The organism is Amycolatopsis sp. NBC_00348, assembly GCF_036114655.1.
GTDB lineage: Bacteria > Actinomycetota > Actinomycetes > Mycobacteriales > Pseudonocardiaceae > Amycolatopsis.
The window spans coordinates 3,836,328-3,853,580 of record NZ_CP107994.1 but is presented as its reverse complement, the minus strand read 5'-3'; the positions used below and the strand labels follow the sequence as shown (position 1 = coordinate 3,853,580).

10 protein-coding genes are annotated in these 17,253 nt (G+C 73.0%); all 10 read left to right on the top strand.

Annotation, left to right across the window (positions count from 1 at the left end):
* Positions 1–26 precede the first annotated feature (26 nt).
* The gene (locus OHS58_RS16475; RefSeq protein ID WP_328648866.1) at positions 27–1,607 is read left to right on the top strand and encodes a CocE/NonD family hydrolase; all 1,581 of its coding nucleotides are present in this window, start codon (positions 27–29) and stop codon (positions 1,605–1,607) included.
* A gap of 8 nt (positions 1,608–1,615) precedes the next feature.
* On the top strand, positions 1,616–2,554 hold the full coding sequence (locus tag OHS58_RS16470) for a R2-like ligand-binding oxidase (protein WP_328649822.1): 939 nt from the start codon (positions 1,616–1,618) through the stop codon (positions 2,552–2,554).
* A 148-nt stretch (positions 2,555–2,702) separates the two neighbouring features.
* Complete coding sequence (locus tag OHS58_RS16465) at positions 2,703–4,151, top strand: MFS transporter (protein ID WP_328648865.1); 1,449 nt, start codon at positions 2,703–2,705, stop codon at positions 4,149–4,151.
* Positions 4,152–4,249: 98 nt separating this feature from the next.
* On the top strand, positions 4,250–5,944 hold the full coding sequence (locus tag OHS58_RS16460; protein WP_328648864.1) for a fatty acyl-AMP ligase: 1,695 nt from the start codon (positions 4,250–4,252) through the stop codon (positions 5,942–5,944).
* Entirely contained in the window at positions 5,941–12,360 is a 6,420-nt protein-coding gene (locus OHS58_RS16455; RefSeq protein ID WP_328648863.1) for an SDR family NAD(P)-dependent oxidoreductase, read from the top strand. The genes OHS58_RS16460 and OHS58_RS16455 overlap by 4 nt, the downstream gene beginning before the upstream one ends.
* Complete coding sequence (locus OHS58_RS16450) at positions 12,357–13,952, top strand: acyl-CoA carboxylase subunit beta (protein ID WP_442875540.1); 1,596 nt, start codon at positions 12,357–12,359, stop codon at positions 13,950–13,952. Before OHS58_RS16455 ends, OHS58_RS16450 begins: the two co-directional genes overlap by 4 nt.
* Before the next feature lie 13 nt (positions 13,953–13,965).
* A complete protein-coding gene (locus tag OHS58_RS16445) occupies positions 13,966–14,970 on the top strand; it encodes an alpha/beta hydrolase (RefSeq protein ID WP_442875539.1) in 1,005 nt (334 codons plus the stop codon).
* Between the two features lie 13 nt (positions 14,971–14,983).
* The gene (locus OHS58_RS16440) at positions 14,984–16,216 is read left to right on the top strand and encodes a lipase family protein (RefSeq protein WP_328648861.1); all 1,233 of its coding nucleotides are present in this window, start codon (positions 14,984–14,986) and stop codon (positions 16,214–16,216) included.
* A 12-nt stretch (positions 16,217–16,228) separates the two neighbouring features.
* Complete coding sequence (locus OHS58_RS16435) at positions 16,229–16,576, top strand: helix-turn-helix domain-containing protein (protein WP_247051178.1); 348 nt, start codon at positions 16,229–16,231, stop codon at positions 16,574–16,576.
* A 32-nt stretch (positions 16,577–16,608) separates the two neighbouring features.
* Positions 16,609–17,235: a cyclase gene (locus OHS58_RS16430; protein ID WP_328648860.1), complete on the top strand. Its 627-nt coding sequence runs from the start codon at positions 16,609–16,611 to the stop codon at positions 17,233–17,235.
* Positions 17,236–17,253: the final 18 nt, after the last annotated feature.

Below are 17,253 nucleotides of genomic sequence, written 5' to 3'. Positions count from 1 at the left end.
CAACCCGGTGAAAGGAGACCGCCGAAATGATTCGCGCCGGTGCGGCCGCCATGGTCATCGCCGTGACCGCCGCCGTTTTTCCGGGCGTCGCGACGACCGAAGGATTCGCCACCAGTTTCGCCGACGTGCCCGCGGCCGGGGGCATCACCCTCGGCGCCATGGTGATGCAGCCGTCGTCGCCCGGGCCGCACCCGCTCGCCGTGCTCATCGGCGCCTGGGGCGGCGGCCGCACGCAGAACGTCATCCCCGCGCGTGACCTGGCCAACCGCGGTTACGTGGTGATCTCCTACGGCGCCCGCGGGTTCGGCGAATCCGGGGGCGCGGTCGAGGTCGCCGGGCCCGACGACATCACCGACGTCTCCACGGTCATCGACTGGACGCTGGCCCACACGGCCGCCGACCCGGCCCGGATCGGCGTCGGCGGGGTGTCCTACGGCGCCGGGATCGGCCTGATCGCGGCCGGGTTCGACGCGCGGATCAAGGCCGTCGCCTCGCTGAGCGGCTGGGCCGACCTGGTCGCTTCGCTGACCCAGAACGACACCCGGCACGGCCTCGCCGGGCTCGTGCTCTACCTGTCGGGCAAGGCCAACGGCACGCTCAGCCCCGAGACCGACACGATGCTGACCAAGTTCCTGGAGCCGGCGATCTCCGACGCCGACTCCCAGGCCGTGATCGACTGGTCCCGGCCGCGCTCGCCGTCGTCCTACGTGGACCGGATCAACGCCAACCATCCGGCCGTGCTGGCCATCCAGACCTGGAGCGAGACGGTCTTCCAGCCCGGCCAGATGGCTGACCTCTACCAGCGGCTCACCGGGCCGAAGCGGGCCGAGTTCGTGCCGGGCGACCACGCCGCGTCCGAGTCCGGCGGCCTGCTCGGCCTGCCCAGCGACACCTGGACGTCGGTCTACCGCTGGTTCGACGCGCACGTCGCCGGCACCGACACGTCGATCGAGACCGAACCGCCGGTCGTCACCCGGGCTCGCCCCGGGACGCAGCGCCCGGAGTACCACGCGGACTGGCCGAGCGTCCTCGCCCCGCCGTCGCGGTCCTACCTCGGCCGCGACACGCTGCAGGCCACGCCCGCGGCCTGGAGCGGCAGCATCGCGGCGAACCGCGACACCGTGGCCAACGGCGGCATCCCGCTGGCCACCTACAGCCTGGAGGCACTGAGCGGGAACCCGCCGACGGCGTTCCTCTGGCAGGTCGACCGGGGCAGCGGCGCGGTCTGGAGCCAGCCGCCGGTCAAGGCCGTCACCCAGCTCCGCGGCTCGCTGCGCGCGCACCTCACGGTCGTGCCGCCGGCCACCGTCGGGACCGTCGTCGCCTACGTCTACGACGTCGACCCGCTCGGCACCGGCAGCCTCGTGAACTACCTGCCCTACAGCTGGAAACACGCGACGCCGGGGCGGCCGCAGCCCGTCGACCTGGCCTTCTCGCCGACGGCCTACACCCTCGCCGCCGGCCACCACCTCGCCTTGGTCGTCGACTCGAAGGACCCGCTGTTCCTCGACTGGAACACCGGCGACGGCCGGCTGGGCTTCGTCTCGACGGCGGCCGACCCGTCGTGGCTGGACGTACCCGTGCGGAAGACTGGAGTGACGCCGTGACCGGAACCATGCCCGGCACCCGCGAGGAGTTCACGGCCCTGCGTGCGGGCGGCCTCAACTGGGACGTCCTGCCGTTGCGGCTGTTCGCCAAGGGCAACGCGAAGTTCTGGAACCCCGCCGACCTGGACTTCACCCAGGACGCCGTCGACTGGGCGGCGCTGTCGGACGAGCAGCGCTTCGCGGCGACCATGCTGTGCGCGCAGTTCGCCGGCGGCGAAGAGGCCGTCACCCACGACATCCAGCCGTTCCTCGCCGCGATGGGTGCCGAGGGCCGGTTCGCCGACGAGATGTACCTGACGCAGTTCTGCTTCGAGGAAGCCAAGCACACGCAGGTTTTCCGGCTCTGGCTCGACGCCGTGGGCGTCACCGGCAACCTGCACGAGCACGTCGAGGACAACCCGGGCTACCGCGCGATCTTCTACGACGCGCTGCCCACCGCGCTCGGCCGGCTGCGCGAGGATCCCAGTCCCGCCAACCAGATTCGCGCGTCCGTCGTCTACAACCACGTCGTCGAAGGCGTGCTCGCGCTGACCGGGTACTTCGTCTGGAACCGGGCCTGCCGCACGCACGGGATCCTGCCCGGCATGCAGGAGCTGATCCGTCGCATCGGCGACGACGAACGCCGGCACATGGCGTGGGGCACGTTCACCTGCCGCCGCCACGTCGCGGCCGACGACCGCAACTGGCAGATCGTGCAGGACGAGATGCAGGCCCTGCTGCCGCACGCCATCGCGCAGATCGAGTGGACCACCGCCCGGCTCGACGGCGACCCGTTCGACCTGCGCATGGACGGCGTCATGGAGTACGCCGCCGACCACGCGATGCGCCGCCTGCGCGCGATCGAAGCCGCGCGCGGGACGCCGGTCGCGTCCATCGACCTCGACTACAGCCCGGAACAGCTCGAGGAGGACTTCCTCGACGAGGACACGGCAAGCGAATCCGCCTAGCACGGCGCCCGGCAACCTCGCCGGGTTCCAGCGGGTGCCCTGCCGCAGCTGGTCGTGAGTGGTAATGCGGGTTCTAACCCTCATTACCACTCACGACGAGCCGCGGTAGACCCGCCGACGTTCCCCGAGAGATCTGGAGGTGGTCGTCGTGGGCGGCCGGAAGGCGCCGACGCTGGTCGTGGTGGCGCTCGGCGCGTTCGTCACCACCCTGGACAACAACATCGTCGCGGCCGGGGTGCCGTCCATCGCGCGCGACCTGGCGCTGGACCTCTCGGCCCTGCAGTGGGTCAGCATCGGGTACATGCTCCCGTTCGCGAGCCTGCTGCTGGTCGCGGGCACGCTCGTCGACCGCTGGGGCCAGCGGCTGACGCTGTCCGCCGGGCTGCTCGCGTTCGGGCTCGGCGCGGCGATCGGCGGCCTGGCCGGGTCCGCGTGGGTGCTCGTCGGCGCGCGGGTGCTGCAGGGCCTGGCGGCCGCGTTCCTGGTGCCCGGCCTGCTGAGCCTGCTCCGGACCAACCTGGACGCGCGCGGGCGGGCCGTCGGCGCCACGATCTGGACGGCCAGCCTGGCGATCGCGCTGGCGCTCGGCCCGACGCTGGGCGGGCTGCTCAGCGAATACCTCGGCTGGGGCTGGATCTTCTTCGTCAACCTGCCGTTCGTCGCGGTGATGCTGGCCCTGCTGCCGGTGACGGCCGGCGCCCGCCGCGGCCCGGGCGGCGGCCGGCCGGCGATCGGATCGATGACGCTGGTGACGGCCGGGCTCGTCCTGCTCACCGTGGCCCTGGTCGAGTTCGGTGACGACACGCGCACCGGCGACGTGCTCCCGTCGGTGCTCGCCGCGGGCGGGCTCGGGTTCCTCGGCTGGTTCGCCGTCCGCGAGCGGCGCGCCCGCGAACGCCTGGTCTCGCCGGACCTGACCGGGCAGCGCGTGTTCGTCGGCGCGCTCGCCGTGCAGCTGCTGTGGGGCCTGGGTGTCTCGGGCGTCTTCTTCTTCACCCCGTTGCTGCACCAGGAATCCCTCGGGCTGAGCCCGGTCCAGGCCGGGCTCCCGCTGATCCTGGTGGCGGTCGCGATCATGGCCGCCACACCCTTGGTGCCGTGGGCCGTGACGCGGTTCGGGCCGCATCGGACGGTCGCTGCCGGGCTCGTCGTCGTCGCCCTCGGGCTGCTCGCCGTCGCGCTGGTCAACCACATCCCCGAAGTGCTGCCCCGCGCGCCAGGGTTGCTGCTGATCGGCGCCGGCTCGGCCCTGACCACGCCGTTGACCTCGCACGCGCTGGAAGTCGTGGCCGAACGGCACGCCGGGACCGCGTCCGGCCTGCTCACGGCGTCCCGGGAGCTGTCCAGCGCCCTCGGGGTCGCGCTCGTCGGCGCGGTGCTGACGGCCGTGCGCGCCGCCCGGCTCGACGCGGGCGTCGCGGCCGGACCGGCGCTGGCCGGCGGCTACACGGCCGGGCTGCTGGTCGCGGCCGGTCTCGAACTCGCCGGGGCGGCCGTGGCCCTGACGGTATTCCGGGCACGGAAAATCCTTCCCGCGGTGACAACCGCGCCCGTGGGTTCTCCGCTTCCCGATGAGTACGGCGTTTCCCGTGATTGACACTCGCAGTTCGGCCGAAATACAGTTTCTTCGAAGGTGAGGATCGGCGCCTTTTCGGCGCATCCCCTTAATTACTCCGACGCTATTGGCGAGGGGCTATGGAAACCATTTCTCAGACGGCCTTCGCGCTGCCCGGCCACGACGCATTCGACGGCGATTCCTTCGCCACCCTGCTCGGCCGGTGGGCCCGGAGCCTGGGCGACGAGATCGCGGTGACCTTCCTGGACCACCGCACGAGCGTCGACGGCCGCGCGGTGAGCCTCACCTGGCGCGAGCTGGACGACCGGGTCAGCGCCGTCGCCGCGCACCTGGGCACCCTCGCCGCGCCGGGGGAACGGGCCGCGGTCCTGGCCGCGCAGTCCGCCGACTACGTCGTCGCCTTCCTCGGCGCCATCCGGGCCGGGCTGGTCGCCGTCCCGCTGTTCGCGCCGAACCTGCCCGGGCACGCGGGCCGCCTCGCCGCGACGCTCACCGACTGCGCGCCGCAGGTCGTGCTCACCACCGCCGACCTGACCGGCGAGGTCACCGGCTTCGTCGGGACCCTCGACGTCGACGCGGCCGTCGTGGCCGTCGACACCCTGCCGCCGGTCACCGGCGAGCACGAGTGGCACCGCCCGGCCCCGGACGAGCTCGCGTACCTGCAGTACACGTCCGGCTCGACGCGCTCGCCGGCCGGGGTCATGCTGACCCACCACAACGTCCTCACCAACGCCCGGCAGTGCTGCACCGCCTACGGCGCCGAGTCCGGCACGACGTCGACGATCAGCTGGCTGCCGCTCTTCCACGACATGGGCCTGATCCTCGGCATCGGCGCGCCGATGTTCGGCGGCCTGACCGCGGTGCTGATGGACCCGCTCGCCTTCCTCGAGCGGCCCGGCCGCTGGCTGCGGGCGCTCTCGGCCAGCCCCGGCGCGATCAGCGCGGCCCCCAACTTCGCTTACGCCTACAGCGCTTCTCGCGTGACCGAAGACGAGAAGAGCTACCTCGAGCTGAGCCGGGTCGTCTCGCTGATCAACGGCAGCGAGCCCGTCCTGCCCGCCACCATCGCGAAGTTCCAGGCCGCGTTCGGCGACTGCGGGCTGCGGCCGGAGGTCCAGCGGGCGTCCTACGGGCTGGCCGAGGCGACGGTGCTCGTCTCGGTGACCGACGCGGGCACGCCGTCGCGGCAGGTCACGTTTGACCGCGACCGCCTGGCCGAAGGGTTCGCGGTGCCGGCCGCCACCGGCACGACGCTCGTCGCCTGTGGCCGGCCGGTGGACCAGCGGATCCGGATTGCCGACACCAACGGTGAACCGGTCGCGGACGGCGAAGTCGGCGAGATCCGGGTGAGCGGGCCGAACGTCGGCCAGGGCTACTGGCGGCGTCCCGGCGCGTCCGCGGAGACGTTCGGAGACGGCTGGCTGGCCACCGGCGACCTGGGCGTGTGGTTCGAAGGTGAGTTGTACATGACCGGCCGCTTGAAGGACCTCGTGATCGTCGACGGCCGCAACCACTACCCGCAGGACATCGAGCAGACGATCGAAGCCCACCCCGCCGTCCGGCTGCATTCCGCCGCGGCCTTCGCCATCCCGCACGAGGGAGGCGAAGTCGCCGTCGTCGTGCTGGAACGGGCCAAGAACACTGACGCCGAGGTCGCCGTCGGCGAACTGCGCGCGGCGGTGTCGGCCGAACACGGCCTGCGGCTGCACGACGTCGTCGTCCTGTCGCCCGGCGAGGTGCCGCGCACCTCCAGCGGCAAGATCAGCCGGGCGCTGTGCCGGACGTCCTACCTGGACGGACGGTGGCCGCGATGACTCCGGACGCCATCCGGGCGTGGCTCGTCGAGCAGGTCGCCGCGATCACCGGGCTCCCGGCCGCCGAGGTCGACGTCGACCGCCCGCTGCAGGAGGCCGGACTGTCCTCACGGGACGCGATGAGCCTGACCGGCGACCTGGGCCGGCTCCTCGGCCGGCCCCTCGACGCCACGCTGGTGTGGCAGCACCCGAGCATCACCGCACTCGTCGCGTCGTTGTCCACAGTGGACGTTGTCCGGGCCGCGCCGGTGCCGATGGCGGCGGGGGAGCCGATCGCGATCGTCGGCGTCGGCTGCCGCCTGCCCGGCGGCGTCGAGTCGCCCGCGCAGTTCTGGCGGTTCCTCGACGCGGGCGCCGACGGGATCGGCGAGGTCCCCGCGGGCCGCTGGGAGTCCTTCGCCCCGGCCGACGCGCTCGCCGGGCTGCCGCGTCGCGGCGGGTTCCTGGGCGACGTCGCCGGGTTCGACGCCGCGTTCTTCGGCATCACGCCCCGGGAAGCCGAGGCGATGGACCCGCAGCAGCGCACGCTCCTGGAGGTCACCTGGGCGGCCCTGGAACACGCGGGCATCCCGCCCGGCTCGCTGCGCGGCACCCGGACCGGCGTGTTCGTCGGGCTGTCGGCCAGCGAGTACGGCTACCTCACGATGACCGACGTCCCCGGCATCGACGCCTGGTCCGGCACCGGCGCCGCGGCGAGCATCGCCGCGAACCGGCTGTCGTACCTGCTCGACCTGCGCGGCCCGAGCCTCACCCTCGACACGGCCTGCTCGTCGTCGCTGGTCGCCGTGCACCAGGCGGTGCAGAGCCTGCGCCGCGGTGAAAGCGAGACGGCGCTGGTCGCGGGCGTGAACCTGCTGCTGTCGCCCGGCATCACCGCGAACTTCCACCGCGCCGGAGTGCTCGCGCCCGACGGGGCCTGCAAGCCGTTCGACGCCGGAGCCGACGGGATCGCCCGCGGCGAAGGGTGCGGCGTCGTCGTGCTCAAGCCGCTGAAGGCCGCCCGCACCGCCGGCGACCGCGTGCTGGCGGTGATCCGCGGCAGCGCCGTCAACTCCGACGGCCGCTCCAACGGCATGATGGCCCCCAACCCGGACGCCCAGGCGGCGCTGCTGCGGGACGCCTACGCCGTCGCCGGTGTCGATCCGTCCTCTGTGGACTACGTCGAGGCGCACGGTACCGGCACGCTGCTCGGCGACCCGATCGAAGCCGGCGCGCTGGGCGCGATCCTCGGCGCCGGGCGCGAACCCGGCCGCCCGCTGCTCGTCGGCTCGGTCAAGAGCAACCTCGGCCACCTCGAAGGCGCGGCCGGCATCGCCGGGCTGATCAAGGTGGTCCTGGCCCTGGTGCACCGCCGGCTGCCGCCGAGCCTGCACTACCGCACGCCGAACCCGCACATCGACTTCGACGACCTCGGCCTGCGGGTGGTCGCGACCGGCACGGACTGGCCGCGCTACCCGGGCACCGCCCGCGCCGGCGTCTCGGCCTTCGGCTTCGGCGGGACCAACGCCCACGTGGTGCTGGAGGAGTGGCCCGCCGCGTCCTTCCCGGTCCGGGCCGGTGCCGACGGCCCGCGGATCTTCGCGCTCTCGGCGCGGTCGGCCGACGTCCTGCACACCCGCGCGACCGAGCTGGCCGACTGGCTGGACTCACCCGCCGGACGCGCCGTCCCGCTGAGCGCCGTCGCCTCGACGCTGGCGACGCGGCGCGAGCACCTGCCCGTCCGCGCGGCCGTCGTCGCCGAGGAGCGCGGCGCTCTCGTAGACGCGTTGCGCAACGTCAGGCCCAGCGAAGCCCGGGGAAGCGCGGACGTCGTGTTCGTCTTCTCCGGCTACGGCTCGCAGTGGCCCGAGATGGGCCGGCAGCTGCTGCGCACCGAACCCGCGTTCCGCGCCGAGATCGACGCCCTGGATCCGGCGTTCCGCGCCGAAGCGGGGTTCTCTCTGCGCGAAGTCATTGCGGGAGAACAGGAACTGCCCGACCTCGGCGCGACGCAGCTGGCGTTGTTCGGCATGCAGACGGCGCTGGCCGGGCTGTGGCGCGCGTACGGGGTCGTCCCCGTCGCCGTGCTGGGGCACTCGATGGGCGAGGTCGCCGCGGCCGTCGTCGCGGGGGCGCTCGACGTCACCGACGGGCTGCGCGTGATGGCGACCCGCGCGCGGCTGCTCGCGGAGGTCGACGCCGGGGGCACCGGCGCGATGGCCGTCGTCGAGCTGTCGCCGGCCGAGCTGGCGGAGTTCCCCGACGTCACCGTCGCGGTCTACGCGTCGCCGACCCAGTGCACGATCAGCGGCGACGCCGACCAGGTCGACGCGCTCGTCGCCCACGTCGAGGGGCTGGGCCGGCTCGCCCGCCGTCTCCCGGTCCGCGGGGCCGGGCACTCGGCCGCCGTCGACGCCGTGCTCGACCGCTTCCGCGCCGAGCTGGCGTCGCTGAAGCCCGGCCAGGCCGAGATTCCTTGCTACAGCAGCGTTCTCGACGATCCACGTGAGACACCGGCGTTCGACGTCGAGTACTGGGCGGCGAACCTGCGCCGTCCGGTGCGGTTCACCCAGGCCCTGGCGGCCGCGACCGCCGACGGCCACAGCGTGTTCGTCGAGATCTCGCCGCACCCGGTCGCGCTCGCCGCGATCGAGCAGACCACCGGCGGCGCCGCGATCGGCCTGCCCACCGGCAGCCGCAAGAGCGACGAGCGCGTCGCGTTCCTGACCAGCCTCGCCCGGCTGCACGTCCTCGGCCGGCCCGGGGTCCTGGACCACGGCCCGCGCACGGCGCCGGTCGAGCTGCCCGGCCCGGTCTGGCGGCACGAGCGGTTCTGGCCGCAGCGCCCGGCGCACCGGCCGGACACCGGGGCGCACCCGCTGCTCGGCGTCCACATCGAACAGCCCGGCGGCGACCTGCACCTGTGGCGCGGCGACATCGGCACGGCGCGGCTGCCGTGGCTCGCCGACCACGCCGCGATGGGCGTCCCGCTGTTCCCGGCGACCGGGTTCCTCGAACTCGCGCTCGGCGCGGGCGACCGGATCGGGGACCTCGAACTGCACCAGGTGCTGCCGCTGGCCGAGCACACCGAGGTGACGACGAGCCTGGCGGGCACGGAGATCAGCGTCCACGCCAAGTCCGCACACGGCTGGGTCCGCCACGCCACCGCGCGAGTGCTGGCCGATGCGCCGCCGCCGACGCCCTTCGGCCCCACGGAAGGCGACGCCGTCGACCTCTACCAGGCGCTGGAGGACCTGGGCCAGCACTACGGCCCGGCGTTCCGCGGCCTGCGCCGGGTCGTGGCCGCACCGGGCCGGGCGTCGGCGTCGATCGCGCTGCCTCCGGAAGCCCGGGACCACCCGGCGTACCGGCTGCACCCGGCGCTCGCCGACGCCTGCCTGCACGCACTGGCCGCCGCGACCGGCGAGGCCCTGGGCAATGCCGCCGGCCTGTACCTGCCCCTGACGATCGGTGAGGTCACACTCGCCGGCGACCCCCGCCACGGCGTCCGGGTCGACGCCGTCCTCGACTCCGTCGACGAGTCGGGTGACGGACTGCTCGGCAGCGTCCAGCTGGTCGACGCCGAAGACGTGGTCCTGGTCCAGTTCCGGGACGTCTACTGCCGGCGGTTCCGGCGTTCGGCGCTGCCGGTGCCGCTGTCGAGCCTGGTGTTCGAGGCCGGGTGGCAGCAGGCCGAGCTGCCGCCGGCGCCCGCGGAGGAGACGCACAGCTGGGTCGTGCTCCTGGACGCGGCGCAGGAGTCCGCGCCGTGGCTCGCGAGCCTCGGCGGCTCCTTGTGCACGGTCCCGCTGGGCGACCACGAAGGCCTCGCGAAGGTGCTGCGTTCCCGCGAGGTGACCGGCGTGCTGGCGATGGTCGGCTGCGCGGCCGAGCTGGGCACCCCGGATCCGGCACGCTCCGGTGACCTGGTGCTGACGCTGTCGGGGGTGGTCGCCGAGCTGGCCGCCGTCCCGGACCCGCCGAGGTTGTGGCTGGTCAGCGCGGGCGCGGCGGCGGTCGAGCCGGGCGAAACCGGCCACCCGGAACTGGCGGCGCTGCGGGGGCTGGTGCGCGTACTGGCGTTCGAGCACCCTGAGCTGCGAGTGAGCCAACTGGACTTCGACGCCGAGCCCGACCCCGCGCGCCTGTGGGTGACGGAGCTGCAGGACGAGATCCGCGCAGACGGCCCGGACGACGAGATCGCCTGGCGCGAAGGCATCCGCCACACCCGCCGCCTGGTGCGCCCGGACCTCGCCCCGCCGCGAGACTCAAGCGGTCGTGATGGCAGCCGCGCGCCCGTCGTTCGTGACGGTGCCTACCTCATCACCGGTGGCTTGGGTGGGCTCGGCCTGGTCGCCGCGAAGTGGCTCGCCGAGCGCGGCGCGACCCGGCTGATCCTCTCCGGCCGTCGCGGCCCCACTTCCGAGACCGACACCTTCCTGCGGGACCTCGGCGTCGACGTCCGGGTCGTCACCGGGGACGTCGCCGAACCCGGCACCGCCGAACGGCTCGTCGCGGCCGCCGGGGACCTGCCCCTGCGCGGCGTCCTGCACGCCGCGGGTGCCCTCGCCGACGGAGCCGCGATCGCCCTCACCCCGGAAGCCGTCGAGACCGTCTGGCGGCCCAAGGCCCTCGGCGCCTGGCGGCTCCACGAAGCGACCGCGGGCCACGACCTCGACTGGTGGCTCGTCTACTCCTCGGCCGCCGCGCTGTTCGGCTCCCCGGGCCAGGCCGCCTACGCCACCGCGAACGCCTGGGCCGACGCGCTCGTCGCCTGGCGGCGCGGCCGTGGACTGCCCGCCGCGACGATCAACTGGGGCGCCTGGGGCGAAGCCGGCGCCGTCACCGGCAGCCGGAACCCGGTGCTCGACCCGCTCGGCACCGCGGAAGCCCTCGACGCGCTCGAAACCGTGCTCGCCGGCGATCGCGAAGCGACCGGCGTCGCTCGCGTCGACAGCGAAACCGTGCTGGCGCTCTTCCCGCGGCTGGCCGAACGGCCGTTCTTCGAGCTGTTCGTCCCGGCGGAGGCACCCGGCGGCACTGAACCGTCCACATGGGACGGCATGGCCGCACTGCGCGCGGAAGAACCGGTGCGGGCAAGGAAAGCGATGGCCGACCACCTCGCGGCGCTCGTCGCCGGGCTGATGGGCTTCGCCGCCGGTGACGTCGACCGGAACGCGCCGCTGACGAGCCTCGGGCTGGACTCGCTGATGGCGATGCGGGCCCGCGGCGCCGTGGAACGCGACTTCGGCCTGCCGCTGCCGGTGCCCCTGCTGCTGCGCGGCGCGAGCCTCGCCGAGATCGCCGGGCACCTCGCCGAGCAGGCCGGGTTCGGCGCGGGCGCGCCGGCCGAGCCGAGCCACGCCGTGCTCGGGCCGCGCGACCCCGCCGAACGCTGGGTCGCCCGGCACTGGCAGGCCGTCCTCGGCGGGCCGGAACCGGGCGTCTACGACGACTTCTTCGCCGTCGGCGGCGACCAGGACGCCGCCCGGCGGCTGCGGGCCGCGTTCACCGAGGACCTCGACGAGGTGCCCGAAGCGGACCTGCTGTTCGCCACGCCCACCATCGCCGCGCTGGCCGACCTGCTGCGCGCCGAGGTCGAGGGCTTCGGCGGCGGCCCGGTGCGGCTGCTGCGCGACGGCGTCGCGGCCGACCCCGTCTTCCTGTTCCACCCGGCCGGCGGCCCGACGAGCGTCTACCAGGAGCTCGTCCGCCTGCTGCCCGAAGGACAACCGGCCTACGGGCTGGAGCGGATCGACGAAGAGGACACCGTCGAGGGCAAGGCGGCGTGTTACGTCGAGCTGATCCGCGAGATCCAGCCGCACGGGCCCTACCGGCTGGGCGGCTGGTCCTTCGGCGGCTGCCTCGCCTACGAGACGGCCAAGCGCCTGACCGACGCGGGGGAGAGCGTCGGCGTCGTCTTCATGATCGACACGATCCTGCCGCTGCCCGCGCCGGACACCCCCGTGCAGGACCTGCTCCTCGAACGCTTCGACCGGTTCGCCGAGCACATCGAACTGACCTACGGCGTGCCCCTGGAGATCCCGCGGGCCGAGCTCCGGCAGCTCGGCGAGCACGACCAGATCCGGCTCGTGATGAGCCGGCTGGCCGCCCAGGTCCCCGGGATGGGCCAGGGCGTCCTGCACCACCAGTACACGTCCTACCTGGACGCCCGGGTCGCCGAAAGGTACGTCCCCGAGCCGTACGCCGGGAAGGTGCTGCTGCTGCGGGCCCAGGACCCGCACCCGCTCACGACCACGCTCGACCCGCGGTACCTGCGCACCGACGACCCCCTCGGCTGGGACGCGCACTGCGCCGACCTGGAGATCGTCCGGGTGCCCGGTGACCACCTTTCGATGATCGACCCGCCGCACGTGGCGGTGATCGCGGCCGCCCTGTCCGCCCGCCTCGCCGGTCAGCACGCAGGAAAGGGATGACGATGACACTCGAAGACCTCTCCTTCACGCCGACGACGTCGTTCCGGATCGCCGACCTGGCCTCCCGCCAGGACGAGGTCGTCCGGATCGCCGAGAAGCGCGCGATCGACCGGCAGCACGCCAAGGGCAAGCTCACCGCCCGCGAGCGGATCGACCTGCTGGTCGACCCGGGCTCGTTCGTCGAGCTCGACCAGTTCGCCCGGCACCGCTGCACCGAGTTCGGGATGGACGCCAACCGCCCCTACGGCGACGGCGTCGTGACCGGTCACGCCACTGTGGACGGTCGCCAGATCTGCCTGTTCTCCCAGGACTTCAGCGTCTTCGGCGGCAGCATGGGGGAGGTCTTCGGCGAGAAGGTCCTCAAGGTGATGGACCTGGCCATGACGCTCGGCTGCCCGGTCGTCGGCATCAACGACTCCGGCGGCGCGCGGATCCAGGAAGGCGTCGTCTCGCTGGCCTACTACGCGGAGCTGGGGCGTCGCAATGCCCACGCGTCCGGCGTGATCCCGCAGATCTCGATGATCATGGGCCCGTGCGCGGGCGGCGCGGTCTACTCGCCCGCGATCACCGACTTCACCGTGATGGTCGACGAGACGTCGCACATGTTCGTCACCGGCCCGGACGTCGTGCACGCCGTGACCGGCGAGCGGGTGACGGCGCAGCAGCTCGGCGGCGCGGGCACCAACAGCGAGGTCGCCGGCAACGCCCACCACCGGGCGCTCGACGAAGAGGACGCGATCGAGTGGGTGCAGACCCTGCTCGGTTACCTGCCCTCGAACAACCTCAACCTCGCCCCGGAGTACGCCGACGACACCGCACCCGAGCTCACGGCGGCGGACCTGGAGCTCGACCGGCTGGTGCCGGACTCGCTCAACCAGGCCTACGACATGACCGAGGTGCTCGCGCGGCTCGTCGACGACGGCGAGTTCACCGAGATCCACAGCGCCTTCGCGCCCAACATGATCTGCGCGTTCGCCCGGATCGAGGGCCGCTCAGTCGGCGTCGTCGCCAACCAGCCGCGCCACCAGGCCGGCGTGATCGACATCGACGCGTCCGAGAAGGCCGCGCGCTTCGTCCGGTTCTGCGACGCGTTCGGCATCCCGATCCTCACCCTCGCCGACGTCCCCGGCTACCTGCCCGGCGTGGACCAGGAACGCGGCGGGATCATCCGCCGCGGCGCCAAGCTGATCTACGCCTACGCCGAGGCGACCGTGCCGAAGGTGACCGTGGTGACGCGCAAGGCCTACGGCGGCGGCTACGCGGTGATGGGCTCCAAGCACCTCGGCGCCGACGTCAACCTGGCCTGGCCGACGGCCGAGATCGCGGTGATGGGCGCGGAAGGCGCGGTGCAGGTGCTGCACCGGCGTGAGCTCGCCGGGCTGCCCGAGGCGGAGCGGGCCACCGCCCGGCGCCGGCTGACCGAGGAGTACCGCGAGCGCCACGCGAGCCCGTACCTGGCCGCCGAGCGCGGCTACGTCGACCAGGTCGTCGCACCGTCGCAGACCCGCCTCCAGGTGGCCCGCGCGCTGCGCACGCTGCGGACCAAGCGGCAGACCCTGCCGGCCAAGAAGCACGGGAACATCCCGCTGTGAGAACGGAGAACAGATGAACCTCGAGCGGGCCGGGCGCCGACGTCGTCGCCGGGTAGGACTGGCAATGCTCTTCACGGCGGTACTCCTCGGCACGGGGGCCAGTCCGGTGGCGGCGGTGACCCCGGTGACCGCCGACGACGGCGCGAAGGTGACCCAGGAGACCTGGCTGGACGCGCGCACCGTCGACCTCAAGATCAGCTCGCCCGCCCTCGGCACCACCGGGATGGTCCGGCTGATCGTGCCGGCCGGCTGGCAGGCGCAGCCGACGCGCACCTGGCCGACGCTCTACCTGCTGCACGGCTGCTGCGAGCCGGTGGACTACAAGTCCTGGGACCAGTTCACCGACGTCAAGGCGTTCACCGCGACCAAGGACGCCATCCTGGTGATGCCGACCGACGGCGCGGCCGGGATGTACAGCAAGTGGTGGAACTTCGGCCTGAAGAACACCCCCGACTGGGACACCTTCCACACCGCCGAGGTCCGCCAGATCGTCGAGCGCGGCTACCACGGCGGCACCCGCCGCGCGGTCGCCGGCGTGTCGATCGGCGGGTACGGCGCGCTCGCGTACGCCTTCCAGCACAAGGGGATGTTCGGCGCGGCCGCCTCCTACAGCGGGGTGCCCAACACGCTCTTCCCGGGCACCGCCGGCGTCATCAAGGGCATCCTGGCGCGCGCGGGGTTCTACAACTTCTTCGACCTCTGGGGCGACGAGGTGGCGACCTGGCCGATCTGGTCGGCGCACAACCCCTACGACCACACCGACGCCCTGCGCGGCACCGCGCTCTACCTCTCCTGCGGCAACGGCCAGACCGGCCCGCTCGACCCGCCGGGGCAGTCCGACCCGCTGGAGCCGTCGGCGCTGCTGACGTCCCAGAGCTTCACGGACAAGCTGAAGTCGCAGGGGATCCCGGCGACCGTCGACTACTACGGCCCCGGCACCCACAGCTGGCCGTACTGGCAGCGCGCCCTGCACAACTCGTGGCCGATCCTCGCGAACGCGCTCGGCCTGCCCGCGTGAAAATCCTTTCCCGATGGAGGTTCCGGTGAAACGCAAAGTCCTGCTCGCACTGCTGAGCTTGTCGACGCTGGCGGCGGGAGTGGCCGTCGTCGGCTCCCCGGCGGCCGCCGCGCCCGTACCCGCGGCCACGGCGGCCGTGGGCCTGCCCGGCCCGTTCGACGACTCCTTCTACAAGGCCCCGGCGCCGCTGCCGGCCGGGCAGCCCGGCGACGTCCTCCGCTGGCGGCCGTCGGTGCCGCTGATGAACGCCGCCAACGCCGACGCCTGGGAGGTCATGTACCTCTCGACCAACGGGCTGGGCAAGCCGGACGCGGTGACCGGCACGATCCTCGTCCCGAAGGGCGTCGACCCGGCGAAGGCGCCGATCATCGGCTACGGCGTCGGCACGCAGGGCCCGGCGTTCAAGTGCACGCCGTCCAAGGCGATCGAGCGCGGCACGCTCTACGACCAGCCGGCCATCAACGACTCGCTCTCCAGCGGGTACGCCGTCGCGGTCACCGACTACGAGGGCTATTCGCCGACGACCGTGCCGACCTACATCACCGGCCAGTCGATGGGCCCGGCCGTGATCGACTCGGTCCGCGCGGCGCAGCGGTTCTCCCCGGCCAAGCTCTCGAAGGCCGCCAAGGTGATCTTCCAGGGCTACTCCCAGGGCGGCGGCGGAGCCATGTGGGCGGGGGAGAAGCAGCCCACCTACGCACCGGAGCTGAACCTGGTCGGCGTCGCGGCGGGCGGGGTCCCGGCCGACCTGACCGCGGTCGCCAAGGGCCTCGACGGCTACATCGGCTTCGGCTTCCTCGCCTTCGCCGCGGTCGGGCTCGACGCCGCGTACCCGGACCTGAAGCTGGACTCCTACCTCAACGACACCGGCCGCCAGCAGCTCGACGACGCCAAGCAGAACGCCTGCGTGGTCGAACTGCTGACCAACTACCCGTTCAAGAAGATCAGCGACTACACGACGTCCAACCCGCTGGACACCCCGCAGTGGAAGGCGCGGCTGGCGCAGAACAAGCTCGGCGCGAACCCGCCGCGCGTGCCGGTGTTCCAGTACCACGCGAGCACCGACGAGATCGTGAACACGCCGCAGGCCGACGCGCTGCACAAGACCTACTGCGCCGCCGGGGTCCGCGAGCAGTGGAACACCTACGTCTCCGACCACCTGTCCGGCATCTTCGCCGGCAACGGGGACGCGCACCAGTGGATCGTCAAGCGGTTCGCCGGTGACCAGGCGCCGTCCAACTGCTGATCGGCGAGGCGCGTGAACGATGAGGAACAGGAATGCCTGGCCGCGCGGCTGCGGGCGTGCCGGGAACGTCTCGGGCTGACCCAGCGGGCGGTCGCCGACCGGCTCGGCGTGCCGCGGTCGGCGGTCTCCGGGATCGAAGCGGGCACGCGCAAGGTCGACAGCCTGGAGCTCAAGGCCCTCGCCGGGCTCTACCAGCGGCCGGTCGGCTTCTTCCTGGAGGAGGCCGCCGGTCACCCGTCCGAGCCGGCGCGGCTGCTGCGGCTCTACCAGTGCCTCGCCGCGGCGGACCGCACCCGGCTCGTCGAGTACGCCGAACTGCTCGAAATCGCGCGTACGGCCCACCGTTTCACCGTTCGTTAGGTTCCGTCACCATCCACAAAGGAGTGGTTCCCATGTCCCACGGCATCCGTCCCCTCGGCGTGCTGGCGGTGGCCGGCGCGGCCGCGGTGGCCCTCGCGGCCCCGGCGTCCGCGGCGGTCGTCCCGGTCAACCTGGACTGCCAGGCCAACGCGCCGATCGTCGGCCCGCAGCAGGCGAACCTGGTCCAGGGCACCGACGTCACGGCCCCGGCCACGGTCGCGCCGGGCGCGGCGTTCGACATCATCGTCGACCCGGCGCCGAACACCGTGCCGGCCACGGTCGCGGGCTTCAAGCTCAAGCAGGTCAAGAACTTCGCGCTGAAGCTGCCGGTCCCGGCGAACTCGACGTACGTGAGTGCGGCCCTCTCGGGCGGCTCCGGCCTGGGCTCGGGCGCCCCGACGATCGCGGTCACCGGCGGCGTGGCCACACTGAGCTTCCCCGGCCCGATCGCCGGCGGCGCGGCATTCGAGCTGCCGACCATCACGTTCCACCTGAAGGCCGGCACGTCGGGCACGATCAAGACCCAGCTGGCGGGCACGAGCTACAGCAACCCGGGCCTCACGTTCACGTCGGTGGTCAACCAGATCTTCGACATCTCCGCCCCGACGGCCTGCTTCCCCAACCCGAGCCCCATCTTCACCACGACGACGATCGCCTGACCCAGGTACGGGGCCGTG